Below are 19,275 nucleotides of genomic sequence, written 5' to 3'. Positions count from 1 at the left end.
TGACCCTACTTGCCCTTCCAGTTCGGTGTGCGCTTGTTGAGGAACGCGTCCATGCCCTCGCGGAAATCCTCGCTCATATAGGCGCGCAGGATCAGGTCCTCGCCCTCGTCGCGCGTCAGCGTCCGCCGGATGCGGCGCACCGCTTCCTTGGTGACTTCGAGCGTGATCGGCGCATGGCCGGCAACGAGCTTCGCAGTTTCGTCGGCGCGGCGCTGCAGCGTCGCGACATCAGGCACGACCTCATTGAGCAGCCCGAGCGCCAGTGCTTCCGGCGCCTCGACCAGTCGTGCCTTGAAGATCAGATCCTTGGTTCGCGCCGGGCCGACCAGCGAAACGAGCCTGGAGATATTGGACATCGACAGGCAATTGCCGAGCGTGCGCGCGATCGGAAAGCCCATCCGCGTCGTCTCGGTGCCGATACGGATGTCGCAGCACGCCGCGATCCCCGCGCCGCCGCCGGTGCAGGCGCCGGCAATCGCCGCGATCGTCGGCACCCGGCACGCCTCCAGCGCGCCGAGCACGCGATCGATCCGCGCTTCATAATCGAGCGCATCCTGTGCGGTCTTGAAGGCCCGGAACTGCGAGATGTCGGTGCCCGACGCGAACGCCTTGTCGCCGGCGCCGGTCAGGATCATCGCCTTGATGGAGCGATCATTGTTGATGGTCTCGCAGATAACAGCCATTTGCTCGTACATGGCAAAGGTCAGCGCATTGCGCGCCTGCGGACGGTTGAACGTCAGCCGGGCGATGCCGTCCTCGACGGAATAGATCAGGTCTTCGGTCGCAGCTACCGGAGCGTTCATCGCAGCTCTCTGTTTTTGTTTCGGTCAAACGATCTCAGGCAACGGCAGCCTTCGGCATCGCGACGACGTCGCGTCCCTTGAGCACTTCCATCGCCGCCAGCACGCCGCCGCCGCGATGCGGCACCTTGGCGAGATCGAGACCCATCTCGACGCCCGACAGCGTGCCCATCAGCATCAGGTCGTTGAAGTGTCCGATATGACCGATCCGGAACACCTTGCCCTTGATCTTGTTCAGGCCGGTGCCGAGCGACATATCGAAATTTTCCAGCACGACCTTGCGGAAATGGTCCGCGTCATGGCCTTCCGGCACGACGACGCCGGTCAGCGCGGGCGAGTGCGCGCCCTGCTCCTGGCATTGCGTTTCCAGGCCCCACACCTTGATCGCCGCGCGCGTCGCGGCGCTGTGGCGCTTGTGGCGGGCGAAAACGTTCTCCAGTCCCTCTTCCTCGAGCATCTTGACCGCTTCGCGCAAGCCGAACAGCAAATTGGTCGCGGGTGTGTAGGGCCAGGTGCCTGCCTTGTTAATGGCGATGACTTCCTGCCAATCCCAATAGGAGCGCATCGCGGGGTTCGCCTTCGCCACCGCAAGCGCCTTTTCCGAGACGGCGTTGAAGCCAAGACCCGGCGGCAGCATCAGGCCCTTCTGCGATCCGGCCACCGACACGTCGATGCCCCAGGCATCGTGCTCATATTCCAGCGATCCCAAACCCGAGATGGTGTCGACCATCAGCAGCGCGGGATGGTTGACGCGGTCGAGAATTTTGCGGACTTCCTGCGGATGAGTGACGCAGCCGGTCGAGGTCTCGTTGTGAACCACGCACACGGCCTTGATCTTGTGCGCCTTGTCGGCCGACAGCCGCGCCTCGATCTGCTCGAGATCGGCGCCGTGACGCCAGTCACCGGGCAGGAAATCAACCTCGAGCTTGAACTTTTCGGCGATGCCGCGCCACAGCACGGCGAACTGCCCGGTTTCCCCCATCAGAACCTTGTCGCCGGGCTGCAGCGTATTGACGAGGGCTGCCTCCCAGGCGCCGGTGCCGGACGACGGGTAGATGATCACCGGCTGCTTGGTGCGAAACACCCGCTGCATGGCCGCCAGCGCGGCGTATCCGATCTCGGCAAATTCCGGACCCCGGTGGTCCATGGTCGGCATGTCCATCGCGCGCAGCACCCGGTCCGGCACGTTGGTCGGTCCCGGAATCTGCAGAAAATGCCGTCCAGTATGCACAGTCATGGGCGTCCTTCCCGGTCTGGGCGTTTCGAGCCGCCCGAATATCACCATTTGGCGGGCTTGTCGCCCGCCGGACGCGGCACGTCAATGCATATGGAGGCGGGCTGGAGCGGTGCCCGCGGGCAGGCGCGAGCTGCCGGCTAGCTGCCGACGACCTTGAGATGCGCCGGGGAATTGCCTTGCGGGCGCTGCTCCAGATACTTCATCGCGGCATCGACGCCGCCGGCCCGGTACGGAATCCCGGCGACCGACAATCCCATCTCCACGCCCGTCAGCGCAGCGAGCAAGGTCAGCTCGTTGCATTCGCCGAGATGACCGATGCGGAACACCTTGCCGGCCACCTTCGACAATCCGGACCCGAGCGACATGTTGTAGTTGTCGAGCACTACCTTGCGGAACTGGTCGGCGTCATGCCCCGGCGGCATCAGCACGGCGGTGAGAACAGGGGAAAAGTCCTTTGGCTCCTGGCAGAGCACCTCGAGACCCCAGTGATTGACGGCGGCGCGCGTCGCGGCAGCGAGCCGCTGATGGCGCACGAAGACGTTGTCGAGCCCCTCCTCAAGCAGCATCGCGATGGCCTCGCGCAGGCCGTAAAGCAAATTGGTCGCCGGGGTGTACGGGAAGAAGCCGTTCACATTCGGCTTTAGCATTTCCTCCCAATCCCAATACGACCGCGGCATTCTGTTGGTCTTCGCAGCAGCACGGGCCTTGTCCGAGATCGCGTTGAAGCCCAGACCGGGCGGCAGCATGAATCCCTTCTGTGAGCAGCTGACGCTGACGTCGACCTTCCATTCGTCATGCCGGTAGTCGACCGACCCGAGCGAGGAGATGGTGTCGACCATCAGCAAGGCCGGATGACCGACCCGGTCCATCGCCGCGCGGATTTCGCCGATCCGGCTGGTGGCGCCGGTTGAGGTTTCGTTGTGAACGACCATCACCGCCTTGAGCGCATGCGATGTGTCACGCGCCAGCCTTTCTTCGATGCCCGCCGGGTCTGCGCCACGTCGCCAGTCGCCGGGCAAGAAGTCGACGTCAATTCCCCAGCGCGCGGCCATCTGGCGCCACAGGGTGGCGAAGTGACCGGTCTCCACCATCAACACCTTGTCGCCCGGCGACAGGGTGTTGACGATCGCGGCCTCCCAGGCGCCTGTCCCTGACGACGGGAAGATCATCACCGGTCCAGCAGTCTGGAAAATCCTCTGGCTCCCCTCCAGGACCGCCCGGCCAAGTTCGGCGAACTGGGCGCTGCGGTGATCGATCACCGGCATGTCCATGGCGCGGAGAACCCGGTCCGGGACCGGGCTGGGCCCTGGAATCTGCAGAAAATGCCGTCCTTGCCGCATGATAACCTCCCAAAGCGCCTCGAGACCCATTTTGCATTCATTTTTTGTCTTTTCAACCTATTTTTGGTATTCTATTTAGATCATCGACGCCGCAGATTCCGCAAACTACCCTTATGCAAATGAAATCCACGATTCCCGAAAACGGGATGCCGATCACCCAGTCCGACCGCCAGGAGGCCTCGCTGCACGGCGAAATCCTGCTGCGGCTTCGCGATTACGTGGTCGAAGGCAACATTCCAGAGGGCGCACGCGTTCCCGAACGGCAACTCTGCGAGATGCTTGGAATCTCCAGGACGCCGCTGCGCGAGGCGCTCAAGGTTTTGGCTGCTGAAGGCTTGATCGAACTCCTGCCCAACCGCGGCGCACGCGTACGCCAGCTTAGCGAGCGGGATCTGGAAGAGCTTTTCGACGTCATGGCCGGCCTGGAAAGCCTCGCCGGACGTCTTGCCTGCGAGGCCATCACGGACGAGGAAGTCGCCGCGGTCGAGCGGCTGCATTATGAGATGTACGGCTATTACCTCAATAGCGACATGCACGGTTATTTTCAGGCCAACCAGCGCATCCACGAGAGCATCGTTGCTGCCGCGCGCAACGAGACCCTGCGCGCGGCCTACGCCAATTTTGCCGGCCGGATCCGCCGCGTCCGCTATTCCGCCAATTTCGCGCGCAAGCGGCAGCGCTGGGGCGAAGCCATGCGCGAGCACGAAGCGATCCTGGATGCGCTTCGCCGTCGCGCCGCAAGCGAGCTGAGCGACATCCTGTTCCAGCACTTGCGCAACAAGCGAACCGCCGCCATTGAACATCTGGCCGCGGCTCGTGGTGCCACCGCAGCAACGAGCGCAGGTGGCTAACTTGCCGATTATGAATTCATAATGTAATTCGCCCTATGAAAAGTGCATAATTGAGGGGTTACCACGGCCCTCTTGGATCGCTTTGGATTTGGGATGAAGAACGCCTCAACACTCGAGCGACGCCTGCGGTCAAACATGACCGGCGACGTCCTTTTCGGCGCCTTCGACCGCGGCCGCTACGCCACCGACGCGTCGTTCTACCAGATCATGCCGCTCGGGGTCGTGATCCCGCGTACCATCGATGAGGCGCTAAACGCGCTTGCGATCGCCCGCGACGAGGGCCTGGTCGTCACCCCGCGCGGCGGTGGCACTTCGCAATGCGGCCAGACCGTCAATGAGGGAATCGTCGTCGACTTCTCCAAGCACCTGAACCGCGTCCTCTCGCTCGACGTCGAAAACCGCACTTGCGTGGTCGAACCCGGCATCGTGCTCGACGATCTCAACCGCCAGCTCAAAAAGCACGGACTGTGGTTTCCGGTCGACGTCTCCACCGCCTCGCGCGCCACCATCGGCGGCATGGCCGGCAACAATTCCTGCGGCGGGCGTTCGCTGCGCTACGGCACCATGCGCGACAACACGCTGTCGATGGATGCGGCGCTGGCCGACGGCATGCGCTTGCATTTCGGCGAGGTGCCGCGGGATCTGGCGCGGGTGAACTCGCCCCAGACCGGCCTCGAACTGTTCCGGGACATGCTCGATCTCGGCGAGCGCGAGGCCGCGGAAATATCGGAGCGATTTCCAAAGGTGCAGCGTCGCGTCGGCGGCTACAATCTCGATGCGCTGGTGCCGCGCAATGCGCCGAACAACATGGCGCATCTGCTGGTCGGCTCCGAAGGCACGCTGGCGTTCACCACGCGGGTCGAACTCAAACTGTGGCCTGTGATTCGCAACAAGGTGCTGGGCGTCTGCCATTTCGGCAGTTTTTACGAGGCGATGGATGCGGCGCAGCATCTGGTGAAACTGCGGCCGATCGCGGTGGAATTGGTCGACCGCACCATGATTGCGCTCGGCCGCGACATCGCAATGTTCCAGCCGATCATCGCTACCGCCGTGCGCGGGGATCCCGACGCGGTACTGGTCGTGGAGTTCGCCGAGGAAGACCAGGCCGAAAACCTGCATCGCCTGAAACAGCTCGGAGAGCTGATGGCCGACCTCGGTTTTGGCTGGGACAGGCCGCAACGCAAATGGGGCGGCGTGGTCGAGATCACCGAACCCGCGCTGCAGGCCGGCATTGCCGATTTCCGCGCCGCCGGCCTCAACGTCATGATGTCGATGAAGCAGGAGGGCAAGCCGGTCTCCTTTGTCGAGGATTGCGCCGTGCCGCTGCCGCACCTCGCCGATTATACCGAACGGCTCAACGCCATCTTCGCCAAACACGGCACGCGTGGCACCATGTATGCACACGCGTCCGAAGGCTGTCTGCACGTGCGGCCTGTCCTCAATTTGAAGCTCGAAAAGGACGTCAAGGCGATGCGGGCCATCGCCGAAGAGACGTTCGAGATGGTGCGCGAGTACAAGGGCTCGCACTCCGGCGAACATGGCGACGGCCTGGTTCGTTCCGAGTTTCACGAAGCGATGTTCGGCTCCCGCATCGTTGCCGATTTCCGGGAGGTCAAGCAGCGCTTCGACCCGGACAATCTGCTCAATCCCGGCAAGATCGTCGATCCGCCAAATATGGACGATCGTTCGCTGTTTCGTTATCGGCCGGACTATCGCATAGGCGGGCTGAAGACCGTGCTTGACTGGTCGGCCTATCCCGGCGCCGGCGGCGGTTTTCAGGGCGCGGTCGAGATGTGCAACAACAACGGCGCCTGCCGCAAGCTCGAGGGCGGCGTGATGTGTCCGTCCTACCGCGCGACCCGCAATGAGAAGGACGTAACGCGAGGCCGCGCCAACACGCTGCGGCTCGCGATCTCGGGCCAGATCGGACCGGACGCGCTGGCTTCCGATGAGATGATGGATACGCTCAAGCTTTGCGTATCCTGCAAGGCGTGCCGCCATGAATGCCCAACCGGCGTCGACATGGCCAAGATGAAGATCGAGGTGTTGGCCGCCCGCGCCGAGAAACACGGCCTTTCGCTGCGCGACCGGCTGGTCGGCTATCTGCCGCACTATGCGGAGCTGGCCTCCCGCTTCGCCCCGCTCGCCAATTGGCGCAACAACAATCCGTTGCTGCGTGCACTGTTCGAGAAGTTTGCCGGCATCAGCGCGAAGCGCGCCCTGCCCGCGTTCCGCCGCGACGTGTTCAAGGCTGACGCTGAGGTCTTCGGCCCGGCGGATGGCCGCGAGGTCGTGCTGTTCGCCGACACATTCAACCGCATCTATGAGCGCGAAAATCTCGACGCCGCCTTGCGTGTTTTGCTTGAAGGCGGATATCGCGTGCATATTCCAAGGCCCGTGGGCCGCGACCGTCCGCTGTGCTGCGGGCGGACATTCCTCTCCGCGGGCCTCGTCGAACAGGCGCGCAGAGAACTGGACAGGCTGGTCGCGACCTACGCCCCATTCGCCGCGCGCGGCGTGCCGATCGTCGGGCTGGAGCCGAGCTGTCTCCTGACGCTGCGCGACGAACTGCTCTCGCTGCGCTCGGACAATGATGCCAGGAGCGTCAGCGCGCATGCTTTGCTGTTCGAAGAATTTCTGGTCCGCGAGGCGGAGGCCGGCCGCCTCAAGCTGCCGCTCGGCGCTATCCAGGCACAAGCGCTCGTTCACGGCCACTGCCATCAAAAATCATTCGGCGCGTTCAAGCCGGTCGAAAAGGTACTTCGTCTCATTCCTGATCTTGGCGTCGAAACCATCGAATCCAGTTGCTGCGGGATGGCCGGCGCCTTCGGCTACGGCGCCGACACCTACCAGGCCTCGATGGAAATGGCCGAACTGTCGCTGCTGCCGGCGGTACGCCGCGCCGATGCGGCCACATTGATCGTTGCCGACGGCACTTCATGCCGGCATCAGATCAAGGACGGCAGCGAACGCCCTGCCCTTCATGTCGCGCGCGTGCTCGCAATGAGCCTCGACCGCGCAACAACGAATTCACTCCCATCACCTGCCACAAAGGAAACCATTCATGGCTGAACTCACCCTCGACGTCGCCCGCAAGATTCTCGATGCCGCGCTTGCCAAGGGCGTCGAGAAGAAACTGAAGCCGTTGGTCATCACCATTCTGGATGCCCGCGGCTGCGTGAAGGTCACGGCGGCGCAGGACGGCACCAGCCTGATGCGGGCCGAGATTGCGCATGGCAAGGCCTATGGTGCACTTGCGATGGGCATGGGATCGCGGGCGCTGTTCCAGCGCGCGCAGGAGCAGGCCTACTTCGTCAGTGCGGTGAACACGATGGCGCAAGGCCGCCTCGTGCCGGTGCCCGGCGGCGTGCTGATCCAGGGTGACGGTGGCCTGCTCGGCGCCGTCGGCGTCAGCGGCGACACGTCTGACAATGACGAGATCTGCGCCGTCGCGGGCATCGAAGCCGCCGGACTGAAAGCCAGCACGGGATAGTCAGCGCCCGGGCCAAGACGGTTTGCGCTTCTCACCGAAAGCCTTGAGGCCTTCCTTGGCGTCTTCCGTCATCGCCAGCAACGCGATCTGGCTCTCAGTGTAGGCGATGCTCTCGTCGAACGACATCGAGGCGATCGCCCGCATCGCATATTTGCCGCGCCGGATCGCGGTCGGCGACTTGTCGACGATGCGGCTGACCAGCCAATCGACCTTGGCGTCCAGTTCGGCCGAGGGCACGACGTAGTTCAAGAGGCCCGCTTCCTTGGCTGTCTGCGCATCGAACGGCTCGCCAGTCAGTGACCATTCGCTGACCAGCCGCTTTGGCGCGACCGACTGCAGCAGGCTCAGCACCTGCATCGGGAACACGCCGACCTTCACTTCGGGCAAACCGAAAATCACATGATCGGCGGCGACCGCCATGTCGGTCATGCACAACAACCCCATGCCGCCGGCCATGCAGACGCCACCCACCCGTGCGATTGCGGGCTTGGTGGCGTTCTGCGACAGCCGCAGCAGATCGGCGTAGTCGACATTCGGCCTGGAAAAATCCATCGCAAAGGCCGCGCCACTGTTCTGCAGGTCGGCGCCGGCGCAGAACGCCTTGTCGCCTGCCCCCGTCAGCACGATGACGCGGACATCCTTGTCGTCATGCGCTTCGCGATAGCCGCGGGCGATGCCGGCGACCACATCGGCATTGATGGCGTTGCGCTTGTCCGGCCGGTTGATGGTAATCCAGAACGCCTGCCCGCGCTTTTCGCGTATCACGCTGCTTGTATCGGTCATTGTCGCGCTCGCTTTTTCGTCAAATGCTGGCAAGCATTTGCGGCAGGACGACGGTGGACTGCAAGGGCGTTTTAGCTCTTGCGCGGAGTGGCTGGCGCCGCTTTTTTTGCCCAGACCTTGTTGTCATGGAATGCCGCACCGCCGATGGGAGCAATGGCCTCGGCCCCGGTCAGAATGTTGATGCCGCGGCCGCCGATATGGGCCTTGTTCGGATGGATGGACTCGGCGATCAGCACACCGCGGCGCACACCGTCAAACAGCTTTACGGTCAGCGTGGTTTCGCCTCGCGTATTGCCCAGCGTCACGGCGTCGCCATCCATGATGGAGAGAGCTGCGGCGTCTTCGGGATGCATCATCACCGTCGGCGCGCCCTCGCGAGCCTGCGATCCCGGCGTCTCGTTGAAACTAGTGTTGAGATAGCTGCGCGACGGCGAGGTGGCGAGGCGGAACGGATGTTTCTCGTCCGCTTCCTCGATGATGGTCCAGTGGTCCGGCAGCGACGGCATCTGCGCCCAGGGACCCAGGCCCGGATTGCCGACGGGCGGATTCGCCCAGTCGGCCTTGAAATGGAACTTCTTGTCCGCGTGCGCGAAGCCATCGAGATAATGGGAAGTGCGAAAATCCGGCTGGATATCGCGCCATAGATCCGCTTCGAGCGTTTCGATATCGCCGTGACCGCTCTTTTTCAGCGTCGCGTCGATCAACTCGCGCGGTGTCATCTCAAACCCGGGATGCACCGCGTTGAGGCGGCGGCCGAGGCCCTGCAGCACCTCGTGGTTGGAACGGCATTCGCCGGGCGGATCGATCAGCTTGGCGCCGACCGAAATATGCTGGTGGCCGCCACCGTAATAGACATCGTCATGTTCCATGAACATGGTCGCCGGAAGCACGATGTCGGCCATGACGGCCGTCTCGGTCATGAACTGCTCGTGCACCGCCACGAACAAGTCTTCGCGGGCAAAGCCCTTTCGCACGAATGCCTGTTCGGGCGCCACCGTCACCGGGTTGGTATTCTGGATCAGCATCGCCTTGACCGGCGGTCCACCCTTCAAGGCTTCGGCGTCGCCGGTCAGGATACGCCCGACCTGGGACTGATCGAGCCAGCGGGTCGTGCGGTCGATCGCGTCATGCCCCTCGATGATGGATTCGTCGAACTTCCAGATCGAAGCATTGTTGAAGAAAGCGCCGCCGCCTTCATACTGCCAGGCGCCAGTCACCGCCGGGATGCACAGCGCTGCGTGCATCTGCGCCGCGCCGTTGCGGCTGCGGGTAAAGCCGTAGCCGAGGCGAAAGAACGAACGCTTGGTTTGGCCGACAACGCGCGCGAATGCCTCGATCTCTTCCACCGGCACGCCCGAGATCGCCGAAGCCCATTCCGGTGTGCGGGTCGCGAGGTGCGCCTCGAGTTCGTCAGGACAATCGGTGTAGCGATCCATATAGGCGCGATCCGCGTAACCCTCGCGGAACAACACGTTCATGACGCCGCAAGCGAAGGCGCCATCGGTACCCGGCCGGAGCAGAATCTTGATATCGGCCTGCTTCATCGTGTCGTTGTTGTAGACATCGATCGCCGCGATCTTCGCGCCGCGCTCCTTGCGGGCGCGCGAGGCATGGGTCATCACGTTGACCTGGGTATTCACCGGGTTGGTGCCCCAGATCACAACGAGATCGGAGACCCCCATCTCGCGCGGGTCGACGCCAGCGATCTTGCCAGTGCCGATGGCAAACCCGATGCGGGCGACGGTCGCACAGATGGTGCCGTAGAAACGGGAATACTTCTTCACATGCGCGAGGCGATTGATGCCGTCGCGCATGACGAGCCCCATGGTGCCGGCGTAGTAATAGGGCCAGACAGACTGAGCGCCGAATTCGCGCTCGGCCTGATCGAAGCGCGCGGCGATTTCGTCCAGTGATTCATCCCAGGAAATCCGCGCGAACTGGCCGGAGCCCTTCGGACCGGTGCGGCGCATCGGATGGAGCAGCCGGTCGGGATGATGAATGCGCTCGGCGTAGCGCGCGACCTTGGCGCAGACGACGCCCGCCGTATAGGTCTGAACCTTGGAGCCGCGAACCCGACCGATCGAGCGGCCATCGATCACCTCGATGTCGAGCGCGCAGGCCGACGGGCAATCGTGCGGACAGGTGGAATGGCGGATATCGACCTTGGCATGCTGGTTCATGCGCTTCTAGGTACCATCAAACGCTGCGATCGCCGAGAGGGTTTGTCCGGCAGTGCACCTGCAAAAACGGCCCTTAGCCATGCGTCAGGTGCCCAAATAGGCGCCGCCATTGGTGTGGATGGCCTGCCCGTTGATGTAGCGCGCGCCGGGCCCGCACAGAAAACGCACGGTTGCGGCGACGTCTTCCGGCAGGCCCCGATTGCCGGTGATGGTCTGATGGGCCAGATGATGCGCCGGCTCCGGCTTGTCCCTGGGCCGTGGCGTGCCGATCAGGCCGGGAACCACGCAGTTCACGGTGATGCCGTCATCGGCAAGGTCGTGGGCCAGCGCCCGCGTCAGGCCGATGATGCCCGCCTTCGCCGTCACGACATGCGCGCGATTCTTCGCGCCCGTATGCGCGCTGAGGCCGCCGATATTGACGATCGTTCCCGCACCCGAATTGCGCAGCGCCCGCAGGCAGGCTTTTACGCAAAGGAACGTGCCGTCGAGCGTAACGTCGAGGATTTCGCGCCACGCCGCATAGCTCATCTCGGCGAACGGCTTCTCGCGCCGCAGCGCTGCGTTATTGACGAGGATATCGATACGACCGAATTGCTTGACGGCCGCATCCGCCATGGCCTGCACCGCCACGGCGTCGGCGACGTCGCCGATGTGAACCAGCGCTTTGCCGCCCGCCGCCTCGATCTCACGAGCCACGGCTTCCGCCTCGGTGCGATTGCTGCGCGCATTCACCACCACGGACGCGCCGCCTTCTGCCAGCGTCAGCGCAATCGCGCGGCCGATATTGCGGCCCGCGCCGGTGACGACAGCGACTTCGCCCGCGAGTTCTTTTGTCATGAGCAGCTACCCGCGCAATGAGGAGAGGTCGATGCGGCCATTATACAGCCCCGCCATCAGTTTCAACGCCGTATCGCATTGTGCAGCGCTCCAGCCGCCATGCTCGGCGTTGAGCAAGAACTTGTCGGTCACGTCCTGCCGCGTCAGCGGCTCCTGCGCGCCGCCGCGCAAGTAAGGCTGACGCTCTTCTACCACGCTGCCACCACGGAGGGTGGCGCGGATGTGGCCGGTATAATTGTTGGGATACGGATTATCCGGGTCGATCACGAACGTCACCTTGGCGGCGAGCGCCAACACGCGGTCGTCGCGGATCGCATGTTCCGTGAAGGCGCCGAGCCCGACGCCGCCATGCACGAATCCGGTGGCCAACAGATAAGGCACGGCGAACTTGGCGGCATAGCCGTTGCGCGGACGTTGCTTGTCGGCGAGCGGCTCCCATAGCCGGTGCACCGTTCCCTCCGCCACCTCGCAGACGATCTCGGTGACATCCTCGGGTTTGATGCCACGCGCGGCCAGCCGGCGCGCGCAATCGATATAGGGCTGCGCCATCGTCCCGCATGGATAAGGCTTGAACGCCAGCGTGTCCGTCACCCAGCGCGTGCCGAAATCGCCGGTTAGCGCATCGTAATCGCCCTCCGTGGTGTGCGCGAAACCGTGGAACAGCCCGTGCACCCCCTCGAACACCGTGCGCGGGCCAACGAACCCTGCCCGCGCCAATAGCGCCGCGCCGATACCCGATTGCGCCGCCCATCCGGCATGCAGCCGTTTGGTCCAGGCGCCTTCCGCAAGATATTCGATGATGCCGCCGGCCATGCTGCCGGCGACGCCGAGCGCATCGACGATCTGCCTGGCGTTGAGGCCGAGCGCTGCGCCGACACCGGCAGCCGCGCCCATCGCGCCGAAGACCGCCGTCGGGTGGAAACCGGCCTTGTGGACGGCCTTTGGCACCACGAGGCTCAACCGGCACAGCACTTCGGTGCCGACCGCGATCCCGATCAGCGCCATTCGGCCGTCAGGGTTATGCCGCTCGCAGGCAGCGAGCACGGCCGGCACGATCACGGCGCCGGCATGGACCGGGCCGCCCTCAAAGGTGTCGTCGAAATCCTCACCATGCGCGGCCGTCCCGTTGACGAAGGCGGCGCCCGCCGCATTCAGCGTGCGCCTGTGACCGATCGCGGTGCACGGGCCGTCATCGTCGCAACCTGCCAGCGCGCTGCTGACGTAGTCCTCGTTGCGCGCGGTGACGCATAGCCCGACCACGTCGGTCAGCAGGTCCTCGCATTTGCGCGCGGTTGCAGCCCGCAATGCGCCGGATTGCAGCGCGGCGATCTTTTCGGCAAGCGTTTCGGCGACCGAAATCCTGGGCAATCCGGAGGCCATATCGGTCAAATGCGGAAGATTTTTGTGTAGCGCGCCTTGATCGCCTCGCTCTCCCTCTCTACCGCCGCGGCGTCGTCCTTCATGGTCTTGATGTCCTTGAGCGACTTGCGCCCCGCCTTCTCGACGGTTTGCGAATGCACCGAGCGGAGCCCTCCGACATCGATGATCAGTTGCTGGGCCTCGCGGCTGAGACTGAACGACTGGAACAGCCTTGCCGCATTCGGATTGGGTGCATCCTTGAAGACGCCGTTTGGTCCGATGATCATCGGCGAGCCTTCCGTCGCATAAACCGGTTCAACGGGACGGCCCGCCTCCCTCATCTGGAAGATGTTGTATTCGTTGCCGTCAGCCATCACCGCGCGCTCGCCGAGATCGAGCTTCTTCGGTGGATCGGCCGATGACTGCACCTGCATGATGCTCTGCTTGGCAAGCTGTTCGAAGAAGCTCCAGCCGAGATCGCGCTGCATCTGGTAGGTCGCGGTCATGATGGTGCCGCTGTAGCCTGGATGCGCCTTGACGATTTTGCCCTTCCATTTGGGATCGAGCAGATCGGCAAAGCTCTTCGGCGCGTCCTCCGCCTTCACCAGCTTGGTGTTGTAGGCAATGATACTGAGCCAGACGCGAAAGCTCGCGAACTGGCCGTCGGGGTCCTTGTGCTCGGCCGGATAGAATTTTGCCACGTCTTCCGGCACGTAAGGCGCCAGAATGCCGTCGCGCTTCCAGACGATGAAATGCGCCGCATCGGACGAGTTCACGATATCGACGGCATGGATGTTGCTGGAATATTCCTGGCCGATGCGCTGGAACAGGCGCTCGGCGCCGGTGCGTTCAACGCGCACCGCGATGCCAGGATATTTCGCCTCGAACGCCTTGGCCAGTTTCTCCGCGACCGGCAAATCGGTCGAGGTGTAATAGATGACCTTGCCTTCCTTCTTCGCCGCCTCGATCAACGCCGGCGTCACGGTTTCCGGTGGCGGCGCAGCCGCCATGACGCGCGTGGAGAATGCTGCGCCTGCGAGAGCGGCGCCGGCGCCAGCCAGCACATGGCGGCGGGAAATCCCTGGGTGTTTCATGTTTTCGAATCCCCGCGCTGTTGGCGAAGTTAGGTACCCCTGAGCCCCCTGCATTATTCCTATGGATTGCCCACTGTCCATCGCCCGCAGCGTCTGGCCATGGCAGCTAAGCCTAAATGCTACTGCGCAGGACAGGACGCGCCGGTCTTCACCCAGGCCTCGACCAGGGCTCCGGCTTGCTTCTGCGTGCCGGGCACGGGGCTGCGGCCGGCGCCGGGAGCCCAAGCCCAGCCAACCAGCGTGTCTTCGCCGATATGATGGATGAGTTCCTCGAGCTTGCGCCCGCCATTGCGTGCAGGGTCCTTGAGCTGGGCGCAGATTTCGGCGACGGTCTTGCCCTCCCACGCCATTTCGCGCGGTGCGAGGTGCCATTCCGGATGGCCCGGCATACGGCCGGGTTCGAAGTTCGCATGCTTGTGGCAAGTCGAGCAGCGCATCGCCGGAAGGCCATGGCCGTCCGCGCCACGCGTGACCGGCGGCTGGTGCAGCCGCCCCTCGTCGCCTTGCCTCGGCCGATCGGTTGCGGGATGGCAATTCGTGCAGCGCGGATGGGTCAGCACCTTGCCCAGCTCACTAAACATGGCCGCCGATCGTGCGTCCGTATCCGATATCGACGCAAAGCTTTCCGGGCTCGCAAGCGATTGCGGTGCAGTCTGGGAGACGGCGTAACCGGTAGTCATGCTCGCCGCGACCGCGAGGACGGCGGCCGCAAGCTGAAACCGCAATTCCGATTTCATATCGAATGCCCTTCGCGTCCGCTCACTGGTTGGCCACGAGATAGCGCCTGGAATCTGCAAGGATCACATCCCGCACGGCCTCGTGGTATTTGACGTAGCCGGTGCAGCGGCAGATGTGGCCATCGAGCGCTTCAGCGATGGTGCTTTCGAGATCAGCGCGTTTCACGGGCGCCTTGGCCAGACGCTCCAGCAGAACTTGCCCCTCGTTGAGGAAGCCCGCGGTGCAATAGCCGCACTGGAAGGCAAAGTGCCGGATGAAGGCCTTCTGCAGCTCGGAGAGTTCGCCATCCCTGGCAAGCCCCTCGACGGTGCGGATCGTCTTGCCGTCAAAACTTGCTGCCGAGGCGATGCAGGTCGGGCTGGTGCAGCTGGTGCCGTCGGGATCATCGACGATCACGGCGCAACTCAGGCACTGCGCGGCGCCGCAGCCGAACTTGGTGCCGGTCATGCCGAGATATTCGCGCAGGAAATCGTTCATCGAGAGTTCGTCGCGCACCTCGACCGGTCCGTACGCCCGGCCGTTGATCGTGAGACTCAGTTTGGTCACGCCAAAACTCCCTTGAGCAGGCTGGTCGTCACCGGCAGGGACTGAAACCGGCGGCCGGTCGCGTCGAAAATCGCATTCAGGATGGCGGGCACCACCGGAACCATCACGACCTCAGCCATGCCTTTCGGCGGCTCATCCGGGGTCAGCGGCGGCAGCATTTCGATTTCGAGGTCGTGCAGCGGCAGATCGGATCCGCGCGCGACGAGGTATTGCCCGAGATTCCACTGGCCGTTGCCGGGGCCGCCTTCGAAGGGTGGCAGCGTCTCAAGCAAGGCATAGCCGACGCCCATCGCAAAGCCACCCTGCGCCTGCCCCATCACTACCTCGGGCACCAGCGCCTTGCCGCATTCGAAGACGCTGTAGGCTTTGGCAATGCGCAGCGTGCCGGTGGCGCGCTCGATCTCGATGCGGACCAGCGTGCCGCACATCGAGGTATAGCTGGTGCCGATCCGGTTGTTGTCGGTCGGCGGGAATTTGACGCGGACGCGGTTGATGCGCTCGAACTTGCCGTTGCCCCTGCGCAAGGCCAGCGCGTCGATCTCGGCGCGATACTGTTCGCCAAAAAGAGGAAAACGCGCGCGCGACCATTCCCATCGGGAAAAGCTATGCGCCACTGCCCCGGTCACGAGATTGCGCGCATGCGCTCTTGCGGCGATGGTCGCCAGCGGCAACGGCGCAAGACCGGGCATGACGAGTTGCCCGTCCTTCCATTGCGCCTTCGCCCAGTCCTTGCGCGCGGATCGTTCGCAGCGATGCGCCATAGTTCCAGCGCCGCCGGCCACAGCCCGAAACGGAAGATGACGCGCGCGGCTTCGGCGGCCGAGTGGGTACCGACATGCGCGCCGATCGAGGCACTGGTCGCCGAACTGATCGCCGGCACCCAGCGCAGATTTTTCTCCGCGGCGTCCTGTGTCTTCTGGTCCATCGTATAGGGATCACCCGACGTGACCAATCCGAGCGCGTCATATGTGTCGACACGCGCCACCGAGACCTCGTCCGCGACCGCACCGAGATGAATCGCGACCCGGTTGGCAAGCGCGGTGCCGATGCCGTTGCCCATCTCGGTATGATCGCAATAGATCGTGATTTTGCCGTCGGGAGACAGTTCGACACGTCCCAGCGAACAATCGGCGCCGGTGCCGTAATCCTTGGTGACACACGCAACGCCGGTGCCGACGAGCATGCCCTGCGGCGCGGCCGATTTCTGCCGCGCGCGCTGCTGCCAGATCGGATACTTCTCGAGCTTGTCGAGGATTTCAGTGGTGCGGACCGAAACGCCGTAGGGATTGCCCGTCATGGTCCGGCCCTTGGGCGCGAGCGCATTGCGCCGCCGGAACTCGATCGGATCAAGCGGCAGGGCAGCCGCCACTTCGTCAACCAGCGCTTCCAGTGCAGTCATCGTTTGCAGCGTGCCGTAACCGCGCATCGATCCCGCGGTCACTCCGCGCGAATGAACGGCAACCGTGGTCACGTCGACCTTCAGCACATCATAAATGCCGATCGCGGCGGTCGCGCCGACGGTTGCCACATTGATCGAGAAATTGGCCAGGCCGCCGCCATCGAGGACGTGGTCCGCAGCGAAAGCCTGAATTTTTCCGCTTGCCCGATCGACCCCGATCCGCGAACGCATCTTGAAGGCGTGGCGCTTGATACCGCCCTGAAACTGCTGATAGCGGTCATGCGCCAGCCGCACGGGATGACCGGGGAAGAACATCGCCGCCAGCGCCACATACAGCACAAACGGCGTGTGATCGCGACCGCCGAAGCCGCCGCCCATATAGGTGAACTGCGTATTGATCTGCATCGGCTTAAAGGGAGCGCGGGCCTCGCCAAGCAGATGCGCGATCGACTCCGCCGCCTCATAGGGCGACTGCACGCCAAGCACGAGCTCGAGGCTGCCGCTGTTCCTGCTGTACCACGCGAGGCCGGTCTCCGGTTCGAGGAACATCGGATCGACCGATTGGGTTTCGAACTCGCGATCGAGCACCAGAAGATTCGGATTTTTGGCCGCCAGTTCAGCCCGGATCCGCTCGCCATGGATCGCGGCCTTGGCGTAGGAAGCCTCGGTGTCCTTCGCAGCCGGCGACCATATCGGAAACGGCGCGTTCTGCGACCGTCCCGGGCTGACCCAGCCGGCCAGGATCGGCGAATAGACATCGGGCGCTTCCGGCGTCGGACCCGCCACGCGCGTGAAGCGATAGGCGCCATAGGCCGGCATGGCAACGGGGCCGGTTTCCTCGCCGAACCTCACGAACGTTCCATCGCGCAAGGCGAGGCGCGCCTGATCGAAGGCGTCGAACGTCTCGAAGATCAACAGCCCGACTGGCTGCCCCAGATAGAGCGGTGTCTTGCCGACCGGGCAGAACAAGTCGCCGGTGTAGAATTCGGGAACGCGCGTGCCGATCTTGTCGAGATCGGCTGATGTCACCACGACCGACGGTTTCATCGCGCCGCCAAGCCGCGCAAGATCCATTCCAAGATAAACGTGTGTCGCATCCGGCGCGCGGATGAGCATCGCGTGCGAGGTATTGGCCGGCCAGCCCGGAAGATCGGCGGCACGGAAGTCGGATGCGTAGAGCTTCGCGCCGGTTACCTTGGCCGCGCCGTCGACGCGGCCCGCGCCATTGGCGGCCGGGTTCCAGTTCGCGCGCCCCGGAAGCGACGCGCGCGGCGGCAGGCCAGCGGCTTCCGCCGCACCGAGACGCGCAAGGCTGAGCGCAATGCCGCTCGCCGATACCCAGTTCAGAAACTCGCGCCGCGAAGGCCGCATGCCGTTACCTCACTGCAATCACTTCAAATCAGCGATGGTCGCAGGCCCCGGCCCCGGCGTGACCAATGTCGGCCATTGCTTCGAGCCAAAGGGAACGACGGGCGGCAGGAACGGCGTCATGCCGCGCTTGCCGGTCTCGGCGATGATCGCGGCGCGCGCATCGCCGCCCATCAGCTCGTAATCCATCAGATGGTAATTGCCGAAGAACAGCGCCCCGACCGAGCGGTCGGCTATGATGCGGGTCAGCGATTCCAGCATGTCGGCCGGCGTCGTCGTGAAGGAAATCGTCTCGATCAGCAACAGGCGGGTATTGATGGCGTCGGGACCGAAGAATTGCGCCAGTACGCTGAACAGCACGTTGTTCTGGCGCGCGACATAGATCGTGTTGCTGGCAGCATAGGTCTTGTCCCAATCAGCGCCGAGCTGCGTCTTCCACTCGGCCAGCACCGTCATCCAGTGCGCGACCTGCGTTTGCGCTGCCCAGGCGACATTCTTCGCCAGGTATGGCGCCTGTTTCTTGCCGAACGCTTCGAGCGCGGCGAACGGAATGACGCCCTTGGCAACGCATTCATCCATGAAAGCGATGTTGTTCTGCAGGATGGTGCGGTTGTTGTCGCGCCAGCCCGGCTCCATCGGCGTTGCATCGAGGCCGTCGAGCGCCGATTGCATGCGGCTGCGATAGGCCAGCATCGAGCCGCGCCAGGACTTGTTATCGGGGTTATCGACATAGGGGCCGACGACCTGTACCAGCGCCATCGTGCTGTGGCCGACCGATTTCAGCAACTGATACACGACCGGTACCTGCGGCGCGTCGATCGGCGCAGCTCCCGGCCGGTATAGGATCATCCGCCCGCCGGCGCCGGAGAAGAGAGCGAGGATCACCGGATGCTTGCCCAGGATGTTTTTCTGGAAAATCTTCGCTGCATCGCCATAAAGCTCGAACATGCCGGTGTTGAGCGCCAGCATATCCTTCGTTGCGGTGTCGGAAGCTGTCGTGGCGGCCTTTCCGGCAATGGGCGCCATATAGTCAGGGAGAGTCTGGGCGCTGGCGACGGTGCCGCCCGAAAGCATGATTGCAGCAACGGCCAGACTGGCGGAAATCCTCATATCGCGTCCTTCACCCTGAAATTGTATAGGCCGAGCGCCGACGAATATCTGATTCTGGGGACTAGCGGTCGGTGCACTTATAGCTAGACTTGGCACGAGGCCGGTAAACGGGCCGTTGCAAAAGAAGACAGAGTTGGGGA

At 63.7% G+C, this 19,275-nt stretch carries 14 protein-coding genes and 1 pseudogene; 3 read left to right on the top strand and 12 right to left on the bottom strand.

The annotated features are described in order from the left end of the window. Positions 1–5: 5 nt before the first annotated feature. From IVB22_RS04450 to IVB22_RS04440, 3 genes are all read right to left on the bottom strand, one after another. Positions 6–803: an enoyl-CoA hydratase/isomerase family protein gene (locus tag IVB22_RS04450; RefSeq protein WP_247516099.1), complete on the bottom strand. Its 798-nt coding sequence runs from the start codon at positions 801–803 to the stop codon at positions 6–8. A gap of 34 nt (positions 804–837) precedes the next feature. Further along, a complete protein-coding gene (locus IVB22_RS04445; RefSeq protein WP_247516098.1) occupies positions 838–2,037 on the bottom strand; it encodes an alanine--glyoxylate aminotransferase family protein in 1,200 nt (399 codons plus the stop codon). A gap of 137 nt (positions 2,038–2,174) precedes the next feature. Beyond that, the gene (locus IVB22_RS04440; RefSeq protein WP_247516097.1) at positions 2,175–3,377 is read right to left on the bottom strand and encodes an alanine--glyoxylate aminotransferase family protein; all 1,203 of its coding nucleotides are present in this window, start codon (positions 3,375–3,377) and stop codon (positions 2,175–2,177) included. A 119-nt stretch (positions 3,378–3,496) separates the two neighbouring features. Between IVB22_RS04440 and IVB22_RS04435 the strand changes: the two genes are divergently transcribed. The 3 genes from IVB22_RS04435 (at position 3,497) to IVB22_RS04425 (ending at position 7,721) form a co-directional block, all read left to right on the top strand. Continuing rightward, the gene (locus tag IVB22_RS04435; protein WP_247516939.1) at positions 3,497–4,228 is read left to right on the top strand and encodes a GntR family transcriptional regulator; all 732 of its coding nucleotides are present in this window, start codon (positions 3,497–3,499) and stop codon (positions 4,226–4,228) included. 93 nt (positions 4,229–4,321) lie between these two features. After that, complete coding sequence (locus tag IVB22_RS04430; protein WP_247516096.1) at positions 4,322–7,300, top strand: FAD-binding and (Fe-S)-binding domain-containing protein; 2,979 nt, start codon at positions 4,322–4,324, stop codon at positions 7,298–7,300. Further along, positions 7,293–7,721 carry a heme-binding protein gene (locus IVB22_RS04425; protein WP_247516095.1) on the top strand — a complete coding sequence of 143 codons (429 nt, stop codon included), beginning with the start codon at positions 7,293–7,295 and terminating at the stop codon, positions 7,719–7,721. Before IVB22_RS04430 ends, IVB22_RS04425 begins: the two co-directional genes overlap by 8 nt. On the opposite strand, the gene IVB22_RS04420 is transcribed toward IVB22_RS04425, so the two are convergent. The 9 genes and pseudogenes from IVB22_RS04420 to IVB22_RS04380 all read right to left on the bottom strand — a co-directional run bounded on the left by IVB22_RS04420 (position 7,722) and on the right by IVB22_RS04380 (position 19,135). Further along, complete coding sequence (locus tag IVB22_RS04420; protein ID WP_247516094.1) at positions 7,722–8,504, bottom strand: enoyl-CoA hydratase/isomerase family protein; 783 nt, start codon at positions 8,502–8,504, stop codon at positions 7,722–7,724. It lies immediately after the preceding gene. Positions 8,505–8,575: 71 nt separating this feature from the next. Continuing rightward, positions 8,576–10,684, bottom strand: a complete 2,109-nt coding sequence (locus IVB22_RS04415; RefSeq protein WP_247516093.1) for a molybdopterin oxidoreductase family protein — start codon at positions 10,682–10,684, stop codon at positions 8,576–8,578. Between the two features lie 84 nt (positions 10,685–10,768). Further along, on the bottom strand, positions 10,769–11,521 hold the full coding sequence (locus tag IVB22_RS04410; protein ID WP_247516092.1) for a 3-oxoacyl-ACP reductase family protein: 753 nt from the start codon (positions 11,519–11,521) through the stop codon (positions 10,769–10,771). A gap of 6 nt (positions 11,522–11,527) precedes the next feature. Continuing rightward, entirely contained in the window at positions 11,528–12,901 is a 1,374-nt protein-coding gene (locus tag IVB22_RS04405; RefSeq protein ID WP_247516091.1) for an MmgE/PrpD family protein, read from the bottom strand. Between the two features lie 5 nt (positions 12,902–12,906). Then, on the bottom strand, positions 12,907–13,974 hold the full coding sequence (locus IVB22_RS04400; protein ID WP_247516090.1) for an ABC transporter substrate-binding protein: 1,068 nt from the start codon (positions 13,972–13,974) through the stop codon (positions 12,907–12,909). Positions 13,975–14,093: 119 nt separating this feature from the next. Beyond that, positions 14,094–14,711, bottom strand: coding sequence for an Isoquinoline 1-oxidoreductase subunit (locus tag IVB22_RS04395; RefSeq protein ID WP_247516089.1), 618 nt, complete (start codon positions 14,709–14,711; stop codon positions 14,094–14,096). A gap of 22 nt (positions 14,712–14,733) precedes the next feature. Further along, positions 14,734–15,258 (bottom strand): (2Fe-2S)-binding protein, encoded by a 525-nt coding sequence (locus IVB22_RS04390; RefSeq protein ID WP_247516088.1) that lies wholly within the window; start codon positions 15,256–15,258, stop codon positions 14,734–14,736. Beyond that, positions 15,255–18,028 (bottom strand): annotated as a pseudogene (locus IVB22_RS04385) (xanthine dehydrogenase family protein molybdopterin-binding subunit). The gene IVB22_RS04390 and the pseudogene IVB22_RS04385 overlap by 4 nt, the downstream one beginning before the upstream one ends. Before the next feature lie 18 nt (positions 18,029–18,046). Beyond that, complete coding sequence (locus IVB22_RS04380; protein ID WP_247516087.1) at positions 18,047–19,135, bottom strand: hypothetical protein; 1,089 nt, start codon at positions 19,133–19,135, stop codon at positions 18,047–18,049. Positions 19,136–19,275: the final 140 nt, after the last annotated feature.

This window comes from Bradyrhizobium sp. 190 (genome assembly GCF_023073415.1).
Taxonomy (GTDB): Bacteria; Pseudomonadota; Alphaproteobacteria; order Rhizobiales; family Xanthobacteraceae; genus Bradyrhizobium.
The sequence above is the reverse complement of the archived record's forward strand: the minus strand, read 5'-3'. Positions and strand labels throughout refer to the sequence as shown.